The sequence below is a fragment of the Methylomonas koyamae genome (assembly GCF_019669905.1).
GTDB classification, from domain to species: Bacteria; Pseudomonadota; Gammaproteobacteria; order Methylococcales; family Methylomonadaceae; genus Methylomonas; species Methylomonas koyamae.
This window is the reverse complement of sequence record NZ_AP019777.1, coordinates 159505-176540: the sequence shown is the minus strand read 5'-3', so window position 1 is coordinate 176540 and position 17036 is coordinate 159505. Positions and strand designations below refer to the sequence as shown.

Genomic DNA, 17036 nt, shown 5'->3' with positions numbered 1-17036 from the left:
GCGCCAAGCCGTTTTCAGGCTAGACCAACACGAGATTGTCGCGGTGAATCAATTCGGCGTCGTCGGCGTAGCCGAGCAGCCTTTCGAATTCGCTGCTGGCCTTGCCGGCGATTTTGACAGCGTCTTCGGCGCCGTAATTGATCAAGCCGCGGGCGATTTCATTGCCCTGCAGGTCCAGGCAGGAGACCAGGTCACCGCGTTGAAAACTGCCGTTTACCGCCTTGACGCCGACTGCCAGTAAGCTCTTGCCGGCTTCTTTCAGGATTTTGACGGCGCCGTCGTCCAGGGTGACGCTGCCTTTGAGTTGCAACTGGCCGGCCAGCCACTGTTTGCGGGCCGCCAGCGGCGCGATGTTCGGAATCAAGTAGGTGCCGAGCTCGGCGCCGTCGAATACTTCCGGAATCACGTTGTCGATTTTGCCGGAAACGATGACGGTGGCGGCACCCGAGCGAGCCGCCAGGCGCGCCGCCCGAACCTTGGTAAACATGCCGCCGCGGCCCAGACCGCTGATGCTGCCGCCGGCGACTTCGTCGAGCAAGCTTGCATTGACGCTGATTTCCGAAATCAGTTTGGCGTCCGGATTCAGGCTGGGATTCGCATCGAACAAACCGGTCTGGTCGGTCAGGATGATCAACAAGTCGGCTTCGACTAGGTTAGCGACCAGCGCGCCCAACGTGTCGTTATCCCCAAAGCGAATTTCTTCGGTAGCGACGGCGTCGTTCTCGTTGATGACCGGCACCACGCCGAATTGCAGCAGGGTCAGCAAGGTGCTGCGGGCGTTCAGGTAGCGCTGGCGGTCGGACAGGTCATCGTGGGTCAGCAACACTTGGGCGGCAAGCAGTTCGTGGAGCTGGAACTCGTCTTCGAAGCGGCGCACCAAGCCCATTTGTCCGACCGAGGCGGCGGCTTGCAGTTCGTGCAGCGTTTTCGGCCGGGCTTTCAGTTTTAATCGCACCATGCCCTCGGCCACGGAGCCTGACGAAACCAGTACCACGTCGACGCCACGCCGGCGCAGTGCGGCCATTTGCTTGACCCAGCCGGCGATGGCGGGTTTATTCAGGCCGCGGCCGCCGTCGGTCAGTAGGGAGCTGCCTATTTTGACGACAACGCGTTTGGCTTGGCAAAAATCAGAACGGCTCACTGGGCAACTCCTGTTGCGTATCTTCTGTGCGGGCTCTTTGTTGTTCCAGGAAGTCCATGATGGCGTACATCAGGGCTTGGGTACCCTGATTTTTCAGGGTGGAAATCAGGAACACCGGACCGGTCCAGCCCAATTCCTCGACAATTTGTTGGCTGAGGGATTCGACTTCGTCGTCCGGCACGTTATCGATTTTATTCAATACCAGCCAGCGCGGCTTGTGCGCCAGCTCGTCGCTCCATTTCTCAACTTCGCGAATGATTTTGCGGGCGGCACTGACCGGCGATTCGTCGCTTTCGTAGGGCGCAATGTCGACCATGTGCAGCAGCAAGCCGGTGCGGGACAAGTGTTTCAAGAACTGTAAACCCAAGCCGGCGCCTTCTGCGGCGCCCTCGATGACGCCAGGGATGTCGGCAATGACGAAGCTGCGCAAATCGTCGACCCGGACTACGCCCAAATTGGGATGCAGCGTGGTAAACGGATAATCGGCGACTTTGGGCCGGGCCGACGATACGGTGCGAATCAGACTGGATTTGCCGGCATTCGGCATGCCGAGTAAGCCGACGTCGGCGATGACCATCAGTTCCAAACGCAGCATGCGATGCTCGCCCGGCGAACCTTTGCTGGTTTGTTGCGGCGCCCGGTTTATGCTGCTTTTGAAGCGGGTGTTGCCCAAGCCATGAAAGCCGCCCTTGGCGACCAGCAATTGTTGGCCGGGCTTGGTCAAGTCGCCGATTTTCTCGCCGGTGTTGGCTTCGTAGACGATGGTTCCCGGCGGCACCGCGACGAAGCAATCTTCGCCCTTTTTGCCGGTGCAGTCGCGGCTGCCGCCGTTTTCGCCGCGTTGGGCGCGGTGCACCGAGTGGTAGCGAAAATCGACCAGAGTGTTCACGTTTTCGGTGGCGACCAGATAGACGCTACCGCCATCGCCGCCATCACCGCCGTCCGGGCCGCCCAGGGGAATATATTTTTCACGGCGAAACGAGGCTTTGCCGTTGCCGCCATCGCCTGCTTCCACGCGGATTTCCGCTTCGTCAACAAATCTCATAATCTACCGGTATAAACAAAAAAGCCCCGCTGTAAAACGAGGCTTTTCGGGTCGAATGTGCCAGAGCACAATCAGAATTTACGCTGCTGCAATACTGACGTATTTGCGGTTTTGCGGGCCTTTTTCGACGAAAACCACTTTGCCGTCGGTCAAAGCGAACAGAGTGTGGTCTTTGCCGATACCGACATTGTCGCCGGCGTGGAATTTGGTGCCGCGTTGGCGAACCAGGATGTTGCCAGCTTTTACGACTTGGCCGCCAAAACGTTTGACGCCCAGTCGTTGTGCATTAGAGTCGCGACCGTTGCGGGTACTACCGCCTGCCTTCTTGTGAGCCATTTTCTAACCTCTTGATTATGCTGAAATGCCGGTGATTTGCACTTCGGTGTAATATTGACGATGCCCCTGTTGCTTCATGTGGTGCTTGCGTCTTCTGAATTTAATGATTCTGACTTTCTTGTGCCGGCCTTGCGAGACTACCGTTGCAGTCACTTTGCCGCCGTCGACGTAAGGCTGGCCTACTTTTACAGAGTCGCCGGATTGAACCATCAGCACTTTATCGAACTCAACGCTGTCGCCGGCGCCCAACTCAAGTTTTTCTATTTTTAAGGTAGTACCCTCTGCGACACGATACTGTTTACCACCTGTTTGAATTACCGCATACATCAGCGTAAGCTCCATCAAGCATAATCTGTTAAAAGTGAACAGCAGATTATATTTTTTATCAAGGCTTACGTCAAACCTAAATTCCTGATAATACTACGGCGACCATTCCCTATTGGCAGGATGCTATTGACACTATCTGCGATTGTTCATAGCATGACCGGTTATTTACGTCACGCGTCGACAGGCGATTAGCCAAAAACTTCATGATAGCTAAAGTTTCAACGCCAGCTTCAGCCCCTATAGATTTCGATTCGATTAAAAATTTAACCACCGCCGAGACTCTGGCCGTCGACCGGTTAATTTTAAACGAACTGAGCTCCGATGTTGTGCTGATCAATCAAATCGGCCATTACATCATCGGCAACGGCGGCAAGCGGTTGCGGCCGATGTTGTTGTTGTTGGCGGCAAAAGCCCTGGGCCGGATCGACGAGCGGCATTTGACGCTGGCGGCCGTGATCGAATTTATCCATACCGCCACCTTGTTGCACGACGACGTGGTAGACGAGTCCGAATTGCGCCGCGGCAAAGAATCGGCCAATGCGGTGTGGGGCAATGCCGCCAGCGTATTGGTCGGCGACTACTTATATTCCAGCGCGTTCGAAATGATGGTACGGACCGACAACATGCGGGTGATGGACATCATGTCCAAGACCACCACCGCAATCGCCGAAGGCGAGGTGTTGCAGCTGTTGAATTGCAACAACCCGGAGACCAGCGAAGCCAAGTACCTGGAAGTGATTGCCCGCAAAACCGCAATTCTATTCAGCACGGCAACTCGATTGGCCGCCGTGGTTTCCGGGGCGGACGCCGCCACCGAAGAAGCTTTGGCAGTTTACGGCCAACAACTGGGTGTAGCGTTTCAATTGATCGACGACGCACTGGATTACAAGGCCAATAGCGAGGAGCTAGGCAAAAATCTCGGAGACGATCTGGCCGAGGGCAAGCCGACCCTGCCGCTAATTTACGCCATCCAGCACGGCGACGAACGCCAGTCGCAAATCGTGGTCGATGCGATCAGACAGGGTTCGCGCGAAGCGTTCAACGAGGTTTACGAAGTCGTCAAAGCAACCAATGCAATCGAATATACCGAGCAATGCGCCGAACGCGCGGCGGGATTGGCGATTGCCGCATTGGACTGCCTGCCGGATTCGGAATATAGGCAAGCCCTGGAAGCCTTAGCCCACTTTTCGGTGCAACGCAGCCACTAATTCTGTTCAGCTGCTTCCGCCAGCGCCAGCAGTTGCTGGATGCTTTGCAAAAGCGCGGCATACAGCTTCTCGGATTTTTCCAACACCTGTTGCAAAAAACGGCCGACCTCACCTTGCTCCAGATCGGCCTGGACGGCAAACATGCGCTCTTCCAGCAAACTGATCGCATCCAGATCGGCAAAATCCGCCAGCCGAGCCAACTCGGGCGACTGAACCAGTACCAGCGCCGCTTCGGACTTATCGGCCGCGGACACTTGTTCGGCCAGCGCAACCGCGCATGCACCAATCTGGCCGGCCGTTTCGCATAAACCTTGGAAAAGGTCCAAATCTGCACTCAGAGCCACTAACCGGTCCGCTGCGGCTTCGATCTCAGCCAATAAGCGTTTGCTGCGTTTTTTAATCGATTTCATCGGCTTGGTCCGGAAGCGTAAGTTTGCAATTTTGCGGCTAAACCGCTGTATCTGGCGACACGATGGCCGACGCAGGCATCGAAGATGGCCTGCTCCGCGCTGACGGCGACCGATTTTTTGGCGCGGGTAATCGCCGTGTACAGCAGCTCCTTGCTCAGAACCGGATTGACGGCATCGGGTAAGGCAATCACGATGTTTTCGAACTCCGAGCCCTGGCTTTTATGGATCGTCATCGCAAACACCGTTTCCCAGGGTGGCAACCGGGCCGGCAACAATTTTCGGAATTGCTCGCCGCGCGGGAAAAACACCCTGAGCTGGCCGCCGTGTTCAGCGTCGTTCAAGCATAAGCCGATGTCGCCGTTATAAAGCTGCATGCCGGCGTGATTGGCGGTGATCATGACCGGCTTGCCGGCATACCATATCGATCCGGACCGGATTTTGCCGCGGCTTGCCAATTCCTGCTCTACCCGCCGGTTAATCTCGCCGACCGAGTTGTGGCCGCGTTGATTGCTGCAAAGCACCCGAAAGCGGTTGAAGGCTGCGAAAATTCGAACTAGGTCCGCGCCGTCCGCAATGGCTTGCAAATATTCGGCATAGTTTTCAATGATCCAGTCGATCGGGTCGCCGTTCAGGCGCCGAACCGCAGAATTCGGCTCTTGCAGCAGTTGCCAGGCTAGTTCGGCATCCTGGCGGTTCACGGCTACGGCAAGTTGTTTGATTTGGCCCTGGAATCGATGCGATTTCTGCAGCTCCACCGTGTTTTCGGCCAGGCCGGCGGAAAGATCGGCCAAGACGGAGCCGGACTCGACCGAGGCCAACTGGTCTTTGTCGCCCAGTAAAATCAAACGCGAGCCTGGTTTCAGCGCATCGACCAATTTACTCATCAACGCCAGATCGACCATCGAGGTTTCGTCCACCACCACCACGTCGTAAGGCAGCGGATTGCCGGCGTCGTGGCGAAAATAAGGCGTGGGAGGCTTGGCGCCGAGCAATCGATGCAGCGTGTTGGCTTGCTCCGGAATCCGGTCTTTGACCTCGGCCGCGCAATCCAGGCCGGGCTTGTTGGCGACAATCGACTCTTGCAGGCGCATGGCGGCTTTGCCGGTGGGGGCGGCCAAGGCTATGTGTAACGATTGGCGACTGGTTTCCAGCAGCAATGCCAAAATTTTCAGTACCGTCGTGGTTTTGCCGGTTCCGGGGCCGCCGGTAATGATGCTCAAAGCTCGGCCGACGGCTGCTTGTGCCGCGGTTTTCTGCCAATCGATTTCGTCGCCTTGGCTCGGAAAATAGCGGTCCAGACAAGCTTCGAGATGCCCGGCATCGAATTGTTGCCGGGCCAGCGCCCCAAGTTGCCGAGCCAGGCGTTCCTCGTAATGCCAGTAGCGCTGTAAATACAAGCGCTCGGCTTCGGCGATCAACGGCGTGGCCCGGTCGGCGGAGGCCAGCCCGGAAGCCAGCACAATTTCCCGATCTTCCGCACCGATCGCAATGCAACTGTGGCCGGCGCTCTGCTGGGCCGATAACTGCAGCAGCAAGGCTTCGAAACGGTTTTTGTTCGCGCCGCTCAAGCGACTGCGTTCGGCAAGGAAGCGGGCGAAACCGCGGTCGAGATCGGTAAAGGCTTGTTCGTCGGTCATGGCAGAATGGCTGGCTAGATGGGGTTTATCATAGCAATTAGCTGGCGATTGGCGACGGCGCGATAAAACCTATTGTTTTATAAGCTTTTTGCGGCGACTGGCGTATTATCCGCGCTTGCAATTGGCCGGATTATCATTTAACGTACCGACCCACCTAAAAGGCTAGGGGTGTTTCCGCCCAATTCCAGTGCGGAAGCTGAGAAAAACCCTTCGAACCTGATCCGGTTAATGCCGGCGTAGGAAAGCCAATCCTTCCCTGCGCTCGCGATTTATTCTGATTTTTGGAGATAAGCATGAGCGCTGTCCGCAATGAAATTACTACCGACACCGGCAGTAGCGTAAGAATCGATTCCTACCCCGCCTCGGAAAAAGTCTACATCCAGGGCAGCCGACCCGACATGCGGGTGCCGATGCGGCAGATCAACCTGTCGGACACGCCGGCCCATTTCGGCGCCGAGAAAAACCCGCCGATCTTCGTCTACGATACCTCCGGCCCTTACACCGACCCCAACGTCGACATCAACCTGCATCAAGGCTTGGGCTCGGTGCGCGGCAAATGGATAGAAGAGCGCGGCGATACCGAAGTCTTGAGCGGCCCAACCTCCAAATTCGGCCACGAACGTCTGCACGACCCGAAAACCGCGCACCTGCGTTTTGAGTTGACCCGCAATCCGCGCCGCGCCAAATCCGGCCACAACGTCAGCCAGATGCATTACGCCCGCAAAGGCATCATCACCCCGGAGATGGAATACATCGCGATCCGCGAAAACCAGAATCTGGAAGCGATGCGCGACCGTTACCAAGGCCAACACCCCGGCTTTTCCTACGGTGCCAACATCCAGTCCTTCATCACGCCGGAGTTCGTGCGTTCCGAAGTCGCCAGAGGCCGCGCCATCATCCCGGCCAACATCAACCATCCGGAGCTGGAGCCGATGATCATTGGCCGCAACTTCCTGGTTAAGATCAACGGCAACCTGGGTAACTCGGCGATTACTTCGTCGATCGAGGAAGAAGTCGAAAAAATGCTGTGGGGCATCCGCTGGGGCGCCGACACCATCATGGATTTGTCGACCGGCAAGAACATACACGAAACCCGCGAATGGATCTTGCGCAACTCGCCGGTGCCGATTGGTACCGTGCCGATTTATCAGGCGCTGGAAAAAGTCGACGGCAAGGCCGAGGAACTGACCTGGGACATCTTCCGCGACACGCTGATCGAACAGGCCGAGCAGGGCGTGGATTACTTCACCATCCACGCCGGTGTCCGCCTGCAACATGTGCCGCTGACAGCTAAGCGCCTGACCGGCATCGTCTCGCGCGGCGGTTCGATCATGGCCAAATGGTGTCTGGCTCATCATACCGAGAGCTTCCTGTATACGCACTTTGAAGAAATCTGCGAAATCATGAAGGCCTATGACGTGTCGTTCTCGCTGGGCGACGGTCTGCGCCCGGGCTCAATTTACGACGCCAACGACGCCGCCCAGTTTGGTGAGCTGGAAACCTTGGGCGAATTGACTCAAATCGCCTGGAAACACGATGTGCAGACCATGATCGAAGGCCCCGGCCACGTGCCGCTGCAAATGATCAAGGTCAACATGGACAAGCAGCTGGAAGATTGCTTCGAGGCGCCGTTCTACACCTTGGGGCCTTTGACCACCGACATCGCCCCCGGCTACGACCATATCACTTCCGCTATCGGCGCCGCCAACATCGGCTGGTACGGCTGCGCGATGTTGTGCTACGTGACGCAAAAAGAGCATTTGGGCCTGCCCAACAAGCAGGACGTCCGCGAAGGCATCGTTACCTACAAGATTGCCGCTCACGCCGCCGACCTGGCCAAGGGCCATCCCGGCGCGCAGATTCGCGACAACGCGATGTCGAAAGCCCGTTTCGAATTCCGCTGGGAAGACCAGTTCAATCTGGCGCTGGACCCGGAAAAAGCTCGTTCCTTCCACGACGAAACCTTGCCGAAAGAATCGGCTAAAGTTGCTCACTTTTGTTCGATGTGCGGCCCGCATTTCTGCTCGATGAAAATCACCCAAGATGTGCGCAACTACGCCGAACAAAAAGGCCTGGAAGAAGCGGAGGCTTTAAAAATCGGCATGGAGGAAAAATCCAAGCAGTTCCTGGAAGAAGGTGCGGCGATCTACCACGAAATTTAAGCCGCTTTAGCCGCAGCCGCCACCACGCCCGGCGGCTGCTCCTCCGCACCGGCTCCGCCTGCCGGTAGCGGACCGTTACGTAGCGTCGAGTTTGGATAATATCCTTACTTCATCTATATTTGCAGCACAAAGCTGCAGTAAAACCAATCTTGACCTTTTTTCATGGCGACAGCACCTTCCAACATTCATTTCAGCGGTCTGGTTAAGTGCCTGATTCAAAAGGGGCTGCTGACCGAAGAGTCGGCCGCGACCTGTTTGCAGGAGGCGCAAAAACGCAAACAGGCCTTTATTAGCTATCTGGTCGAACATAAATACGCGGATAGTAAAACCATCGCCACGCTGGCCTCGGCCGAGTTCGGCGTGCCGTTTCTCGACCTGGACGCGATAGATCCGTCGTTCCTGCCGATCAAACTGGTCAGCGAAAAATTGATTCGCCAGCACCACGCATTGCCCTTATTCAAACGCGGCAACCGCTTGTTCGTGGCGACGGCCGATCCGACCAATTTCCAGGCCCTGGACGAGATCAAGTTCCACACTCGGCACAACACCGAGAACATCCTGGTCGAAGAAGACAAATTGATGAAGATGATCGATACCGCATTGGAAGCGGCCGATACATCGATGAAGGATTTGCTCGACGACGATCTGGACAACATCGACATTTCCGCCGGCGACGAAGCCAAGCCGGCCGAGGAAACTAGCGGTTCGGATATCGACGACGCGCCTATCGTACGTTTCGTCAACAAGATTCTGCTGGACTCGATCAAGCGCGGCGTATCGGATATTCACATGGAACCGTTCGAGAAGCGGTTCCGCATCCGCTTCCGCGCCGACGGCATTCTGTCGGAAGTAGCCAGTCCGCCGGTGGGCATCGCCAACCGGATCATTTCCCGGCTGAAAGTCATGTCGAAAATGGACATCGCCGAGCGGCGGGTGCCGCAGGACGGCCGGATCAAGATGCAGATATCGAAAAACCGCGCCATCGATTTCCGGGTCAATACCTGTCCGACCTTGTTCGGCGAAAAAGTGGTGTTGCGGATTCTCGACCCGACCAGCGCCCAAATCGGTATCGAAAAACTCGGGTTCGAACCGGAACAACAGAAAAACTTCCTCGATGCGATTCATAAACCCTACGGCATGGTACTGGTCACCGGGCCGACCGGTAGCGGTAAGACCGTGTCGCTGTACACCGGTTTGAACATACTGAACAGCGTCGAGACCAATATTTCCACGGCCGAAGATCCGGTAGAGATCACCGTGGAAGGCATCAACCAGGTCAACGTCAACCCCAAAGCCGGTTTGACCTTCGCCGAAGCCCTCAAGGCGTTCTTGCGGCAAGACCCGGATATCATCATGGTCGGCGAGATTCGCGATTACGAAACCGCCAGTATCGCGGTCAAAGCGGCGCAAACCGGCCACTTGGTGTTGTCGACGCTGCACACCAACGACGCGCCGCAGACCATCAACCGCTTGGTGCAAATGGGTATCGAGCCGTTCAACATCGTGTCGGCGGTTTTGCTGATCATGGCGCAACGGCTGGCACGGCGCTTGTGCGAACATTGCAAAAAGGAAATGGACTATCCGGAAAGTGCGCTAATCTCGGCCGGCTTCAAAAAAGAGGACATCGGTACCTTCAAAATATATGGGCCGGTGGGCTGCGAACATTGCAATAACGGCTATAAAGGGCGGGTCGGTATTTACCAAGTGATGCCGATCACCGAAAAAATGCGGGCCTTGATCCTGCGCGGCGGCAATGCGATGGAAATGGCCGAATTGTCACGCAGCGAAGGCATCAACGATTTGCGCGCCTCCGGTTTGTTGAAAGTCCGCCAGGGCATTACCTCGCTGGAAGAAATTGACCGCGTCACCACGGAATAATCATGGCAAAACAAGAAGAGCAGATCGAATTCAACTGGGACGGCTTCGACAAACAGAACAAGAAAACCAGAGGCACCATCAGCGCCAAGAGCGAGGTAATCGCCCGCGCCGAATTGCGGCGGATGGGCATCAGGGTGGTCGGCATCAAACCCAAGGCGAAACCCTTGTTCAGTCCGCGGGTACAAAAAATCACGCCGGGCGATATCGCGGTATTCGCCCGCCAATTGGCGACGATGCTGGCGGCGGGGGTGCCGTTGGTGCAGTCGTTCGATATCATCGGCAGGGGCCACGACAACGCCAGCATGTCGGAAATGCTGCTGTCGATCAAAGCCGACGTCGAGGGCGGCGACACGCTAGCACAGGCGCTAGGCCGCAAGCCTTTATATTTCGATGCGTTGTTCTGCAATCTGGTCGAAGCCGGCGAGCATGCCGGGGTACTGGAAACCCTGTTGGATAAAATCGCCACCTACAAGGAAAAAACCGAATCGATCAAGAAAAAAGTCAAAAAAGCCCTGACCTATCCGGTTGCGGTTCTGGTGGTAGCGTTTATCGTCACGGCGATTTTGTTGGTATTCGTGGTGCCGGTGTTCGAGGATTTGTTTAAAGGCTTCGGCGCCGATTTGCCGGCTTTCACCCAATTCGTCATCGAATTGTCGGCCTGGGTACAGGAGTGGTGGTGGGCCGTGGTCGGCGTGCTGTTTATCGGCGGTTACACGTTTACCTACTTTAAGAAGCGTTCCAAGGCCTTCAACCATTTTCTGGACCGGATGCTGCTAAAAATCCCGGTGGTCGGCATGATCCTGCAAAAATCGGCGATTGCCCGCTTCGCCCGCACGCTGTCGACGATGTCGGCCGCCGGCGTGCCGTTGGTCGAAGCCTTGGTCTCGGTCGCCGGCGCCTGCGGCAACATCCTGTTCTACGAAGCAGTGATGAGGGTACGCGACGACGTCGCCACCGGCCAGCAATTGAAATTCGCCTTGGAAACCACCGGCATGTTTCCGAATATGGTGGTACAAATGGTGGCGATCGGCGAGGAGTCCGGTTCGATCGACGCGATGCTGGACAAGGTCGCCGACTTTTACGAAGAAGAGGTCGACAACCTGGTCGATAACCTGAGCAGCTTGATGGAACCTATCATCATGGTGATCTTGGGTATTCTGGTCGGCGGCTTGATCGTGGCGATGTATTTGCCGATCTTCAAATTGGGCGCCGCTATCTAACGTATTGCCGGCTCCGGCCTGTTACGGGTCTCGGAGCCGGCCAATCTTTCCTGCTTGCCTATGTTGTTTAACGCCTTAGCCCAATCCGCCGGTTTTGTGACCGGCAGCGCTTTAGTACTCGGCCTGTTGGTCGGCAGCTTTCTGAACGTGGTGATTTACCGGCTGCCGCTGATGATGCAAGCCGGTTGGCGCCGAGAGTGCCGCGAGTACCTGGAATTGCCGGCCGAAGCTCCGGCCGAACGTTTCGACTTGTTGCTGCCGGCTTCGCATTGCCCGGCTTGTAAAGCGGAAATCAAAGCCTACCAAAACATCCCGGTCTTCAGTTACCTGCTGCTGGGCGGCAAATGCGCCAACTGCGGCGCGAAAATCGCTTGGCGCTACCCGCTGATCGAGGCCTTTACCGGCCTGTGTTCGGCGCTGGTGGCCTGGCAACTGGGTTACGGTTGGGCCTTGGCATTTGCCTTGCCGTTGACCTGGTGCCTGATTGCGTTGAGTTTTATCGACATCGACCAACAATTGTTGCCCGATTCCATCACGCTGCCCTTGGTGTGGTTGGGCTTGCTGCTCAGCGTATTCGGGATTTTTGCCGACAGCCGCGACAGCATCATCGGCGCGGTAGCCGGCTATTTGAGCCTCTGGTGCGTATTCCACGGCTTCAAATTGCTGACCGGCAAGGAAGGCATGGGCTACGGCGATTTCAAATTGCTGGCCGTATTCGGCGCTTGGCTGGGCTGGCAATATCTGCCTTTGATCGTATTGTTGTCTTCCCTGGTCGGCGCAACGGTCGGCATAGCAATGATCGTGTTCTGCCGGCGCGATGCGGCCAAGCCGATTCCGTTCGGGCCTTACTTGGCAATGGCCGGCTGGCTGGCCTTGCTGTGGGGCGAGCAAATGAATGCCTGGTATCTGCGAATTACGGGCCTGTGACCGATGCTGAAAATCGGTTTGACCGGCGGCATCGGCTGCGGCAAGACCACGGTTTGCCGCTTATTTGCCGAATTGGGCGTGCCGGTGGTCGATGCCGATTTGATCGCCCGCAGTTTGGTTGAGCCCGGCCAGCCGGCGTTGCAAGCCATCGTCCAGGCATTCGGCACCGAGATATTGCAAGCCGACGGCAGCCTCGATCGGGCAAAATTGCGCCAGGCGATCTTTAGCGATCCGGAGCAAAGGCGCCGGCTCGACGGCATCATGCATCCGCAGGTCTACGCCCGCATCGCCGCGGACGTGGCGGCATTGCAAGCCGTATACTGCCTGATTGCGGTGCCGTTGCTGCTCGAATCGAAAAATCCGTATGCGGTGGACCGGATCCTGGTCGTCGATTGTCCGCAATCAACCCAGATCGAACGGGTCGTGACCCGGGACAAACTCAGCGCCGAACAGGCCCAGGCCATCGTTGCCAGCCAGATGCCGAGGCCGCAACGGCTGGCCCGCGCCGACGACGTAATCGACAACAGCGCCGGGCCGGAGCAGCTTGCAGAACAGGTTAAAAGCCTGCACAATTCCTACATTTTTTTAGCCACCGCCAGGACACCATCGGCTTGAATACACAAATTGTCTACGAATTCCCGCTCAACGAACGAATTCGTGTGTTTATGCGCTTGGAGCAGCTCTTTCAACAGCTCAGCCATTTCATGTTGGGCGCTTCCGTTTTCGACAAACGCGCCGCCATCTCCGTCCTGTTGGACATTCTGACCATCTTCAGCCGCAGCGATTTGAAATCCGAATTGATCAAAGAATTGGACCGCCACACCAAGGTGTTGAACCAATTGGCCCATAACCACGGCGTCGACGACGAAAAACTGCAGGAAATCCTGGCCGAATTGAACCAGGCCAGCCGTAACTTATACAGCGCCAACGGCAAGATCGGCATCAGCGTAATGGAAAGCGACTTGTTTCAGAGTATCTCGCAGCGCAATTCGATTCCGGGCGGCAGTTGCTCGTTCGATCTGCCGGCCTTCCATTACTGGCTGGAACAGGACGAACTGGAGCAGCAAAAGGATTTGGAGCGCTGGACCCAACCGTTTGTCGATATTCGGGTCGCCATCGACCTGATTCTAGGCTTCATCCGCCAAAGCAGCACTCCAACTCCGGAGGTGGCCAAGGCCGGTTTTTTTCAATTGGCGCTCGACAACAAAAACCATCCGGTGCAATTGCTGCGCGTGGCTTTGCAACCGGAGCAGCGCTGTTTCGCCGAGATCAGCGGCGGCAAACACCGCTTCAGCATCCGCTTCATGATCCCGTCGGCCGATGAAAACCGGCCGTGCCAAACCCAGGACGACGTCGAGTTCCGTTTGACCCGCTGCATGTTCTGATGGCCGCGCAATCCCCGCCGCAAGTCGCCTGCCCTACCTGCCGCAAACCGGTGCTGTGGGTTGCCGCCGAAAAATTCAAACCGTTTTGCTCGGAACGCTGCAAGCTGATTGACCTCGGTGACTGGGCCACCGAAGCGCACAAGATTCCCGGCCCGCCGGTCTGGGACCACGAAAACCCCGGTCGGCCGGATGCCGACGACGGCCAACCTTTTTAATTCCATCTCCGCATAGTTACCGATGAAGCAGTACTACGATCAAGCCTTTTACGATTCGCAAAAGACCGGCAGTTTGCTGTCGGCCGAGCAATATCTCGGTTACCTCTGGGGTTTCCATACGCCGCGCTCCGTCGTCGATTTGGGCTGCGGCGCCGGCACCTGGCTGAAGGCGGCGGCCGATTTGGGCGCGGAAAAGTTGGTGGGCTACGATGGCGTCTGGAATAGCCAACAGAATATGGTCGACGCCAGAATCCGCTTCAATCCGGTCGACTTGAACCAAACCATTCGCACGGCGGAAAAATTCGATTTGGCGATGTCGCTGGAAGTAGCCGAACATCTGGAACCGGCCGTGTCGGAGAATTTCGTCGATTCGCTGGCGGCCTTGTCCGACGTGGTGCTGTTCGGTGCGGCCTACCTCGGCCAGGGCGGAACCCACCACATCAACGAACGCCTGCATAGCGATTGGGGCGCGATGTTTCAGCAACGCGGCTACGCGATTTTCGATTTGTTCCGGCCGGTATTCTGGGGCAAAGCCGGCATCGATACCTGTTACGTCCAAAATACCTTTCTCTACGTGAACCGATCCCATCCGCTGTACCGGAAACTGCTCGATCAGGGTTTTCGCGAATTGGAAAATTTGGCGTTCATGAACTGCGTGCATCCCGAGCTTTACGAAGTCGCGAAAAAGCGCGGGCGGACGTTGCGGGAAAAGATGAACCGGTCGCCGGCCGCGTTGCTGGCTGCTATCGGCAAAGAGCTGCGCCGGGCCGGCAGAAAAATCGCGAAGCGGCTGTCCCGCCAAGGATAACCGGCTTTCGAAAGCAGCGTTAGCCGCCGATAGACCGCTTCAAACCAAAAAAGCGCTGATGCCGGCGATGCCTTGGGCACCGGCCGTTTGCGCCAGCGCCAGATCCTGCCGACCCAATCCGCCCAAGGCGAAGACCGGCAAGTTGGCGCTCTCCAGCAGTTCGCTAAAGCGTTGCCAGCCCAGCGGCGGCGTGTCGGGGTGCGATGCGGTCGGCATGACCGGCGCCAACACCGCAAAATCCGCCCCAATTGCCAGCGCGTGCTGCAGTTCCGCTGCATTGTGGCAAGACGCTGCGACCCAGCGCATTCCTGCCGGGCGTCGATCCAGTCTCAACAAAGCCCGGCTGCTCAAATGGAGGCCTTGCGCCTGACTAATATCCAAATCCAGATCGGCGTTGACTAGCACTTCGACGGCGTGTTGCCGGCATTGCTGCAATACCTGTTCGAGCACGTTTTGCTTATCGCTGGCGGCCAGCGCTTTAGCCCGGAATTGCAGTAATTTGACGCCGTTGTCGATGATGCGTTGGCAATTCGTCATGATCGATTCCGCATCCGGACCTTCCAGGATAGCGTAATACGCCGGCAGCCGGGCGGCGGCGATGATAGGCAGGTTGGCGGCCGGAAAGACGAAATCGGAAAGCTGGCCGGCATTAACCCATTGCATGGCCTGGCCTTCGCAGGGCCGAGCTTCGCCGTTGAACGAGTTGACGTTCCAGACGTCCAGCAGCACGCGGCGGTCGCCGTAATCGTGGTGAATTTTGATCAATGGCTCGGCCGCGGCCACCCGAATCCCGACCTCTTCCCGCAGTTCCCGGGCCAAAGCCTGCAACACCGGCTCGCCGGGCTCCAGCTTGCCGCCGGGAAACTCCCACAAGCCGCCCTGGTGCGCGTGTTGAGCGCGTTGGGCGATCAGTATCCGCCCGGCCGCATCGCGAACGACGCCGACCGCGACGTGAACCACGCTATTCCGGTGGGCCATGATGAAATTAAGTCCGGTATTCGGCGTTGATTTTGACGTAATCGTAGGAAAAATCGCAGGTCAACACCTGTTCGCTGGCTGTGCCGCGGCCCAAACGCACGGTGACGTCGATCTCCTCTTGGCTCATGACCCGCTGGCCGTCCTGTTCGGTATAAGACGGGGCGCGACCGCCGTTTTCGACGATGCAGACCGTACCCAGGTAAATCTCGATTTTCTCCAGTTCCATATTTTCGACGCCGGCCCGGCCCACGGCGGCCAAGATCCGGCCCCAATTCGGATCGCTGGCGAAGAATGCGGTTTTGACCAACGGCGAATGGGCGATGGTTTTCGCGACTTGTAACGCTTCGCCGCTGTCGCGGGCTTGCTCGACGATGATACGCATCAGCTTGGTGGCGCCTTCACCGTCGCGAATGATCAATTCCGCCAGACGTTTGCAAACCGTAGCCAGAGCCGCGCCAAAGCTTGCCAGATGTTCGCTGCCCGGCAAAATCTCCGGCGCCGCGCTACAGCCGCTGGCCAATACCACGCAGGCGTCGTTGGTCGAGGTGTCGCCGTCCACGGTAATCCGGTTAAACGATTGCTCGACCGCCGCATTCAGGCATTCCTGCAGCAGACCCTGCTCGATTTTGGCGTCGGTGGCGATAAAGCCCAGCATTGTTGCCATATTGGGTTGGATCATGCCGGCACCCTTGGAAATGCCGGTAATCGCGACCGGATGGCCGCCGATGTCGATTGTCAGCGACGCCCCTTTCGGAAAGGTGTCGGTGGTCATGATCGCCCGCGCCGCCCGGTCCCAATGCGATTCGGCCAAATTGGCGACCGCGGCCGGCAGCGCCGCGGCCAGTTTTTCCACCGGCAACGGTTCGCCGATCACGCCGGTCGAGAACGGCAGCACCTGTTGCGCCAGCGCATCGACTTCCCCGGCCAACCCGGCACAGCAGGCAAAGGCGTCCTGCAAGCCTTGTTTGCCGGTACCGGCATTGGCATTGCCGGAATTGACCAGCAGCCAGCGCGGGTTTTGCGACAAATGTGCTTTGGCGATATGCACCGGCGCCGCGCAAAACGCGTTTTGGGTAAACACCGCCGCACAACTGCCGCCGTCGGCCATTTCGATGACCAAGATGTCGTCGCGCACGGTTTGTTTGATACCGGCGTTACTGGAGCCGAGTTTGATGCCTTTTACGGCATACATGGTGGGGAAGTCGATTTGTCCTACTGCCATTTTGTAACCTGTTAATTTGTGTCGCTATCGCGACAAGTATTTTAATGTCGGTTCGCGGACCGACAACCGCGATACTTTTCTTTGCATCGCCAAAGAAAAGTATCCAAAAGAAAGGCGACCCGGACGCCGCTTATTCC

The 17036-nt window shown here is 57.3% G+C and carries 17 protein-coding genes and 1 riboswitch; of the genes, 9 read left to right on the top strand and 8 right to left on the bottom strand.

Going from position 1 to position 17036, the window contains the following annotated elements; genetic code table 11:
• Nucleotides 1-19 precede the first annotated feature (19 nt).
• From proB to rplU, 4 genes are all read right to left on the bottom strand, one after another.
• On the bottom strand, nt 20-1141 hold the full coding sequence (gene proB, locus MKFW12EY_RS00860; RefSeq protein WP_221053837.1) for a glutamate 5-kinase: 1122 nt from the start codon (nt 1139-1141) through the stop codon (nt 20-22).
• On the bottom strand, nt 1128-2186 hold the full coding sequence (gene cgtA / locus MKFW12EY_RS00855; protein ID WP_054759494.1) for an Obg family GTPase CgtA: 1059 nt from the start codon (nt 2184-2186) through the stop codon (nt 1128-1130). The genes proB and cgtA overlap by 14 nt, the downstream gene beginning before the upstream one ends.
• A 78-nt stretch (nt 2187-2264) precedes the next feature.
• A complete protein-coding gene (rpmA, locus tag MKFW12EY_RS00850; protein ID WP_054759493.1) occupies nt 2265-2522 on the bottom strand; it encodes a 50S ribosomal protein L27 in 258 nt (85 codons plus the stop codon).
• Between the two features lie 15 nt (nt 2523-2537).
• The gene (gene rplU / locus MKFW12EY_RS00845; protein WP_054759526.1) at nt 2538-2849 is read right to left on the bottom strand and encodes a 50S ribosomal protein L21; all 312 of its coding nucleotides are present in this window, start codon (nt 2847-2849) and stop codon (nt 2538-2540) included.
• 203 nt (nt 2850-3052) lie between these two features.
• Here rplU and ispB point away from each other — a divergent pair, with 203 nt between their 5' ends.
• Nucleotides 3053-4057, top strand: coding sequence for an octaprenyl diphosphate synthase (gene ispB, locus MKFW12EY_RS00840; protein ID WP_064028408.1), 1005 nt, complete (start codon nt 3053-3055; stop codon nt 4055-4057).
• Here ispB and MKFW12EY_RS00835 read toward each other — a convergent pair.
• Nucleotides 4054-4467 carry a hypothetical protein gene (locus MKFW12EY_RS00835; RefSeq protein WP_221053836.1) on the bottom strand — a complete coding sequence of 138 codons (414 nt, stop codon included), beginning with the start codon at nt 4465-4467 and terminating at the stop codon, nt 4054-4056. The genes ispB and MKFW12EY_RS00835 overlap by 4 nt on opposite strands.
• Complete coding sequence (recD, locus tag MKFW12EY_RS00830) at nt 4464-6104, bottom strand: exodeoxyribonuclease V subunit alpha (protein WP_221053835.1); 1641 nt, start codon at nt 6102-6104, stop codon at nt 4464-4466. Before recD ends, MKFW12EY_RS00835 begins: the two co-directional genes overlap by 4 nt.
• A gap of 154 nt (nt 6105-6258) precedes the next feature.
• A riboswitch (TPP riboswitch) is annotated at nt 6259-6364 on the top strand.
• A 33-nt stretch (nt 6365-6397) separates the two neighbouring features.
• Between recD and thiC the strand changes: the two genes are divergently transcribed.
• The 8 genes from thiC to MKFW12EY_RS00790 all read left to right on the top strand — a co-directional run bounded on the left by thiC (nt 6398) and on the right by MKFW12EY_RS00790 (nt 14699).
• On the top strand, nt 6398-8266 hold the full coding sequence (thiC, locus tag MKFW12EY_RS00825) for a phosphomethylpyrimidine synthase ThiC (protein ID WP_221053834.1): 1869 nt from the start codon (nt 6398-6400) through the stop codon (nt 8264-8266).
• A gap of 162 nt (nt 8267-8428) precedes the next feature.
• Entirely contained in the window at nt 8429-10144 is a 1716-nt protein-coding gene (gene pilB / locus MKFW12EY_RS00820) for a type IV-A pilus assembly ATPase PilB (RefSeq protein ID WP_221053833.1), read from the top strand.
• A 2-nt stretch (nt 10145-10146) separates the two neighbouring features.
• Entirely contained in the window at nt 10147-11364 is a 1218-nt protein-coding gene (locus MKFW12EY_RS00815; protein WP_221053832.1) for a type II secretion system F family protein, read from the top strand.
• Between the two features lie 60 nt (nt 11365-11424).
• Nucleotides 11425-12291: a prepilin peptidase gene (locus MKFW12EY_RS00810; RefSeq protein ID WP_054759489.1), complete on the top strand. Its 867-nt coding sequence runs from the start codon at nt 11425-11427 to the stop codon at nt 12289-12291.
• 3 nt (nt 12292-12294) lie between these two features.
• On the top strand, nt 12295-12906 hold the full coding sequence (coaE, locus tag MKFW12EY_RS00805) for a dephospho-CoA kinase (protein WP_054759487.1): 612 nt from the start codon (nt 12295-12297) through the stop codon (nt 12904-12906).
• Nucleotides 12903-13676, top strand: coding sequence for a cell division protein ZapD (gene zapD / locus MKFW12EY_RS00800; RefSeq protein WP_064020095.1), 774 nt, complete (start codon nt 12903-12905; stop codon nt 13674-13676). Before coaE ends, zapD begins: the two co-directional genes overlap by 4 nt.
• Complete coding sequence (locus tag MKFW12EY_RS00795) at nt 13676-13891, top strand: DNA gyrase inhibitor YacG (protein WP_054759485.1); 216 nt, start codon at nt 13676-13678, stop codon at nt 13889-13891. The genes zapD and MKFW12EY_RS00795 overlap by 1 nt, the downstream gene beginning before the upstream one ends.
• A 22-nt stretch (nt 13892-13913) precedes the next feature.
• Entirely contained in the window at nt 13914-14699 is a 786-nt protein-coding gene (locus MKFW12EY_RS00790; protein WP_221053831.1) for a class I SAM-dependent methyltransferase, read from the top strand.
• Between the two features lie 39 nt (nt 14700-14738).
• Here the strand turns inward: MKFW12EY_RS00790 and MKFW12EY_RS00785 are convergent, their stop codons facing one another.
• Complete coding sequence (locus MKFW12EY_RS00785; RefSeq protein WP_221053830.1) at nt 14739-15677, bottom strand: Nudix family hydrolase; 939 nt, start codon at nt 15675-15677, stop codon at nt 14739-14741.
• 7 nt (nt 15678-15684) lie between these two features.
• Entirely contained in the window at nt 15685-16899 is a 1215-nt protein-coding gene (gene argJ / locus MKFW12EY_RS00780; protein ID WP_221053829.1) for a bifunctional glutamate N-acetyltransferase/amino-acid acetyltransferase ArgJ, read from the bottom strand.
• Nucleotides 16900-17036: the final 137 nt, after the last annotated feature.

Coding starts and splice junctions, on each gene's coding strand:
- cgtA (WP_054759494.1), bottom strand. CDS start 2,186: ATGAGATTTGTTGACGAAGCGGAAATCCGCGTGGAAGCAGGCGATGGC.
- rpmA (WP_054759493.1), bottom strand. CDS start 2,522: ATGGCTCACAAGAAGGCAGGCGGTAGTACCCGCAACGGTCGCGACTCT.
- rplU (WP_054759526.1), bottom strand. CDS start 2,849: ATGTATGCGGTAATTCAAACAGGTGGTAAACAGTATCGTGTCGCAGAG.
- ispB (WP_064028408.1), top strand. CDS start 3,053: ATGATAGCTAAAGTTTCAACGCCAGCTTCAGCCCCTATAGATTTCGAT.
- MKFW12EY_RS00835 (WP_221053836.1), bottom strand. CDS start 4,467: ATGAAATCGATTAAAAAACGCAGCAAACGCTTATTGGCTGAGATCGAA.
- recD (WP_221053835.1), bottom strand. CDS start 6,104: ATGACCGACGAACAAGCCTTTACCGATCTCGACCGCGGTTTCGCCCGC.
- thiC (WP_221053834.1), top strand. CDS start 6,398: ATGAGCGCTGTCCGCAATGAAATTACTACCGACACCGGCAGTAGCGTA.
- pilB (WP_221053833.1), top strand. CDS start 8,429: ATGGCGACAGCACCTTCCAACATTCATTTCAGCGGTCTGGTTAAGTGC.
- MKFW12EY_RS00815 (WP_221053832.1), top strand. CDS start 10,147: ATGGCAAAACAAGAAGAGCAGATCGAATTCAACTGGGACGGCTTCGAC.
- MKFW12EY_RS00810 (WP_054759489.1), top strand. CDS start 11,425: ATGTTGTTTAACGCCTTAGCCCAATCCGCCGGTTTTGTGACCGGCAGC.
- coaE (WP_054759487.1), top strand. CDS start 12,295: ATGCTGAAAATCGGTTTGACCGGCGGCATCGGCTGCGGCAAGACCACG.
- MKFW12EY_RS00795 (WP_054759485.1), top strand. CDS start 13,676: ATGGCCGCGCAATCCCCGCCGCAAGTCGCCTGCCCTACCTGCCGCAAA.
- MKFW12EY_RS00790 (WP_221053831.1), top strand. CDS start 13,914: ATGAAGCAGTACTACGATCAAGCCTTTTACGATTCGCAAAAGACCGGC.
- MKFW12EY_RS00785 (WP_221053830.1), bottom strand. CDS start 15,677: ATGGCCCACCGGAATAGCGTGGTTCACGTCGCGGTCGGCGTCGTTCGC.
- argJ (WP_221053829.1), bottom strand. CDS start 16,899: ATGGCAGTAGGACAAATCGACTTCCCCACCATGTATGCCGTAAAAGGC.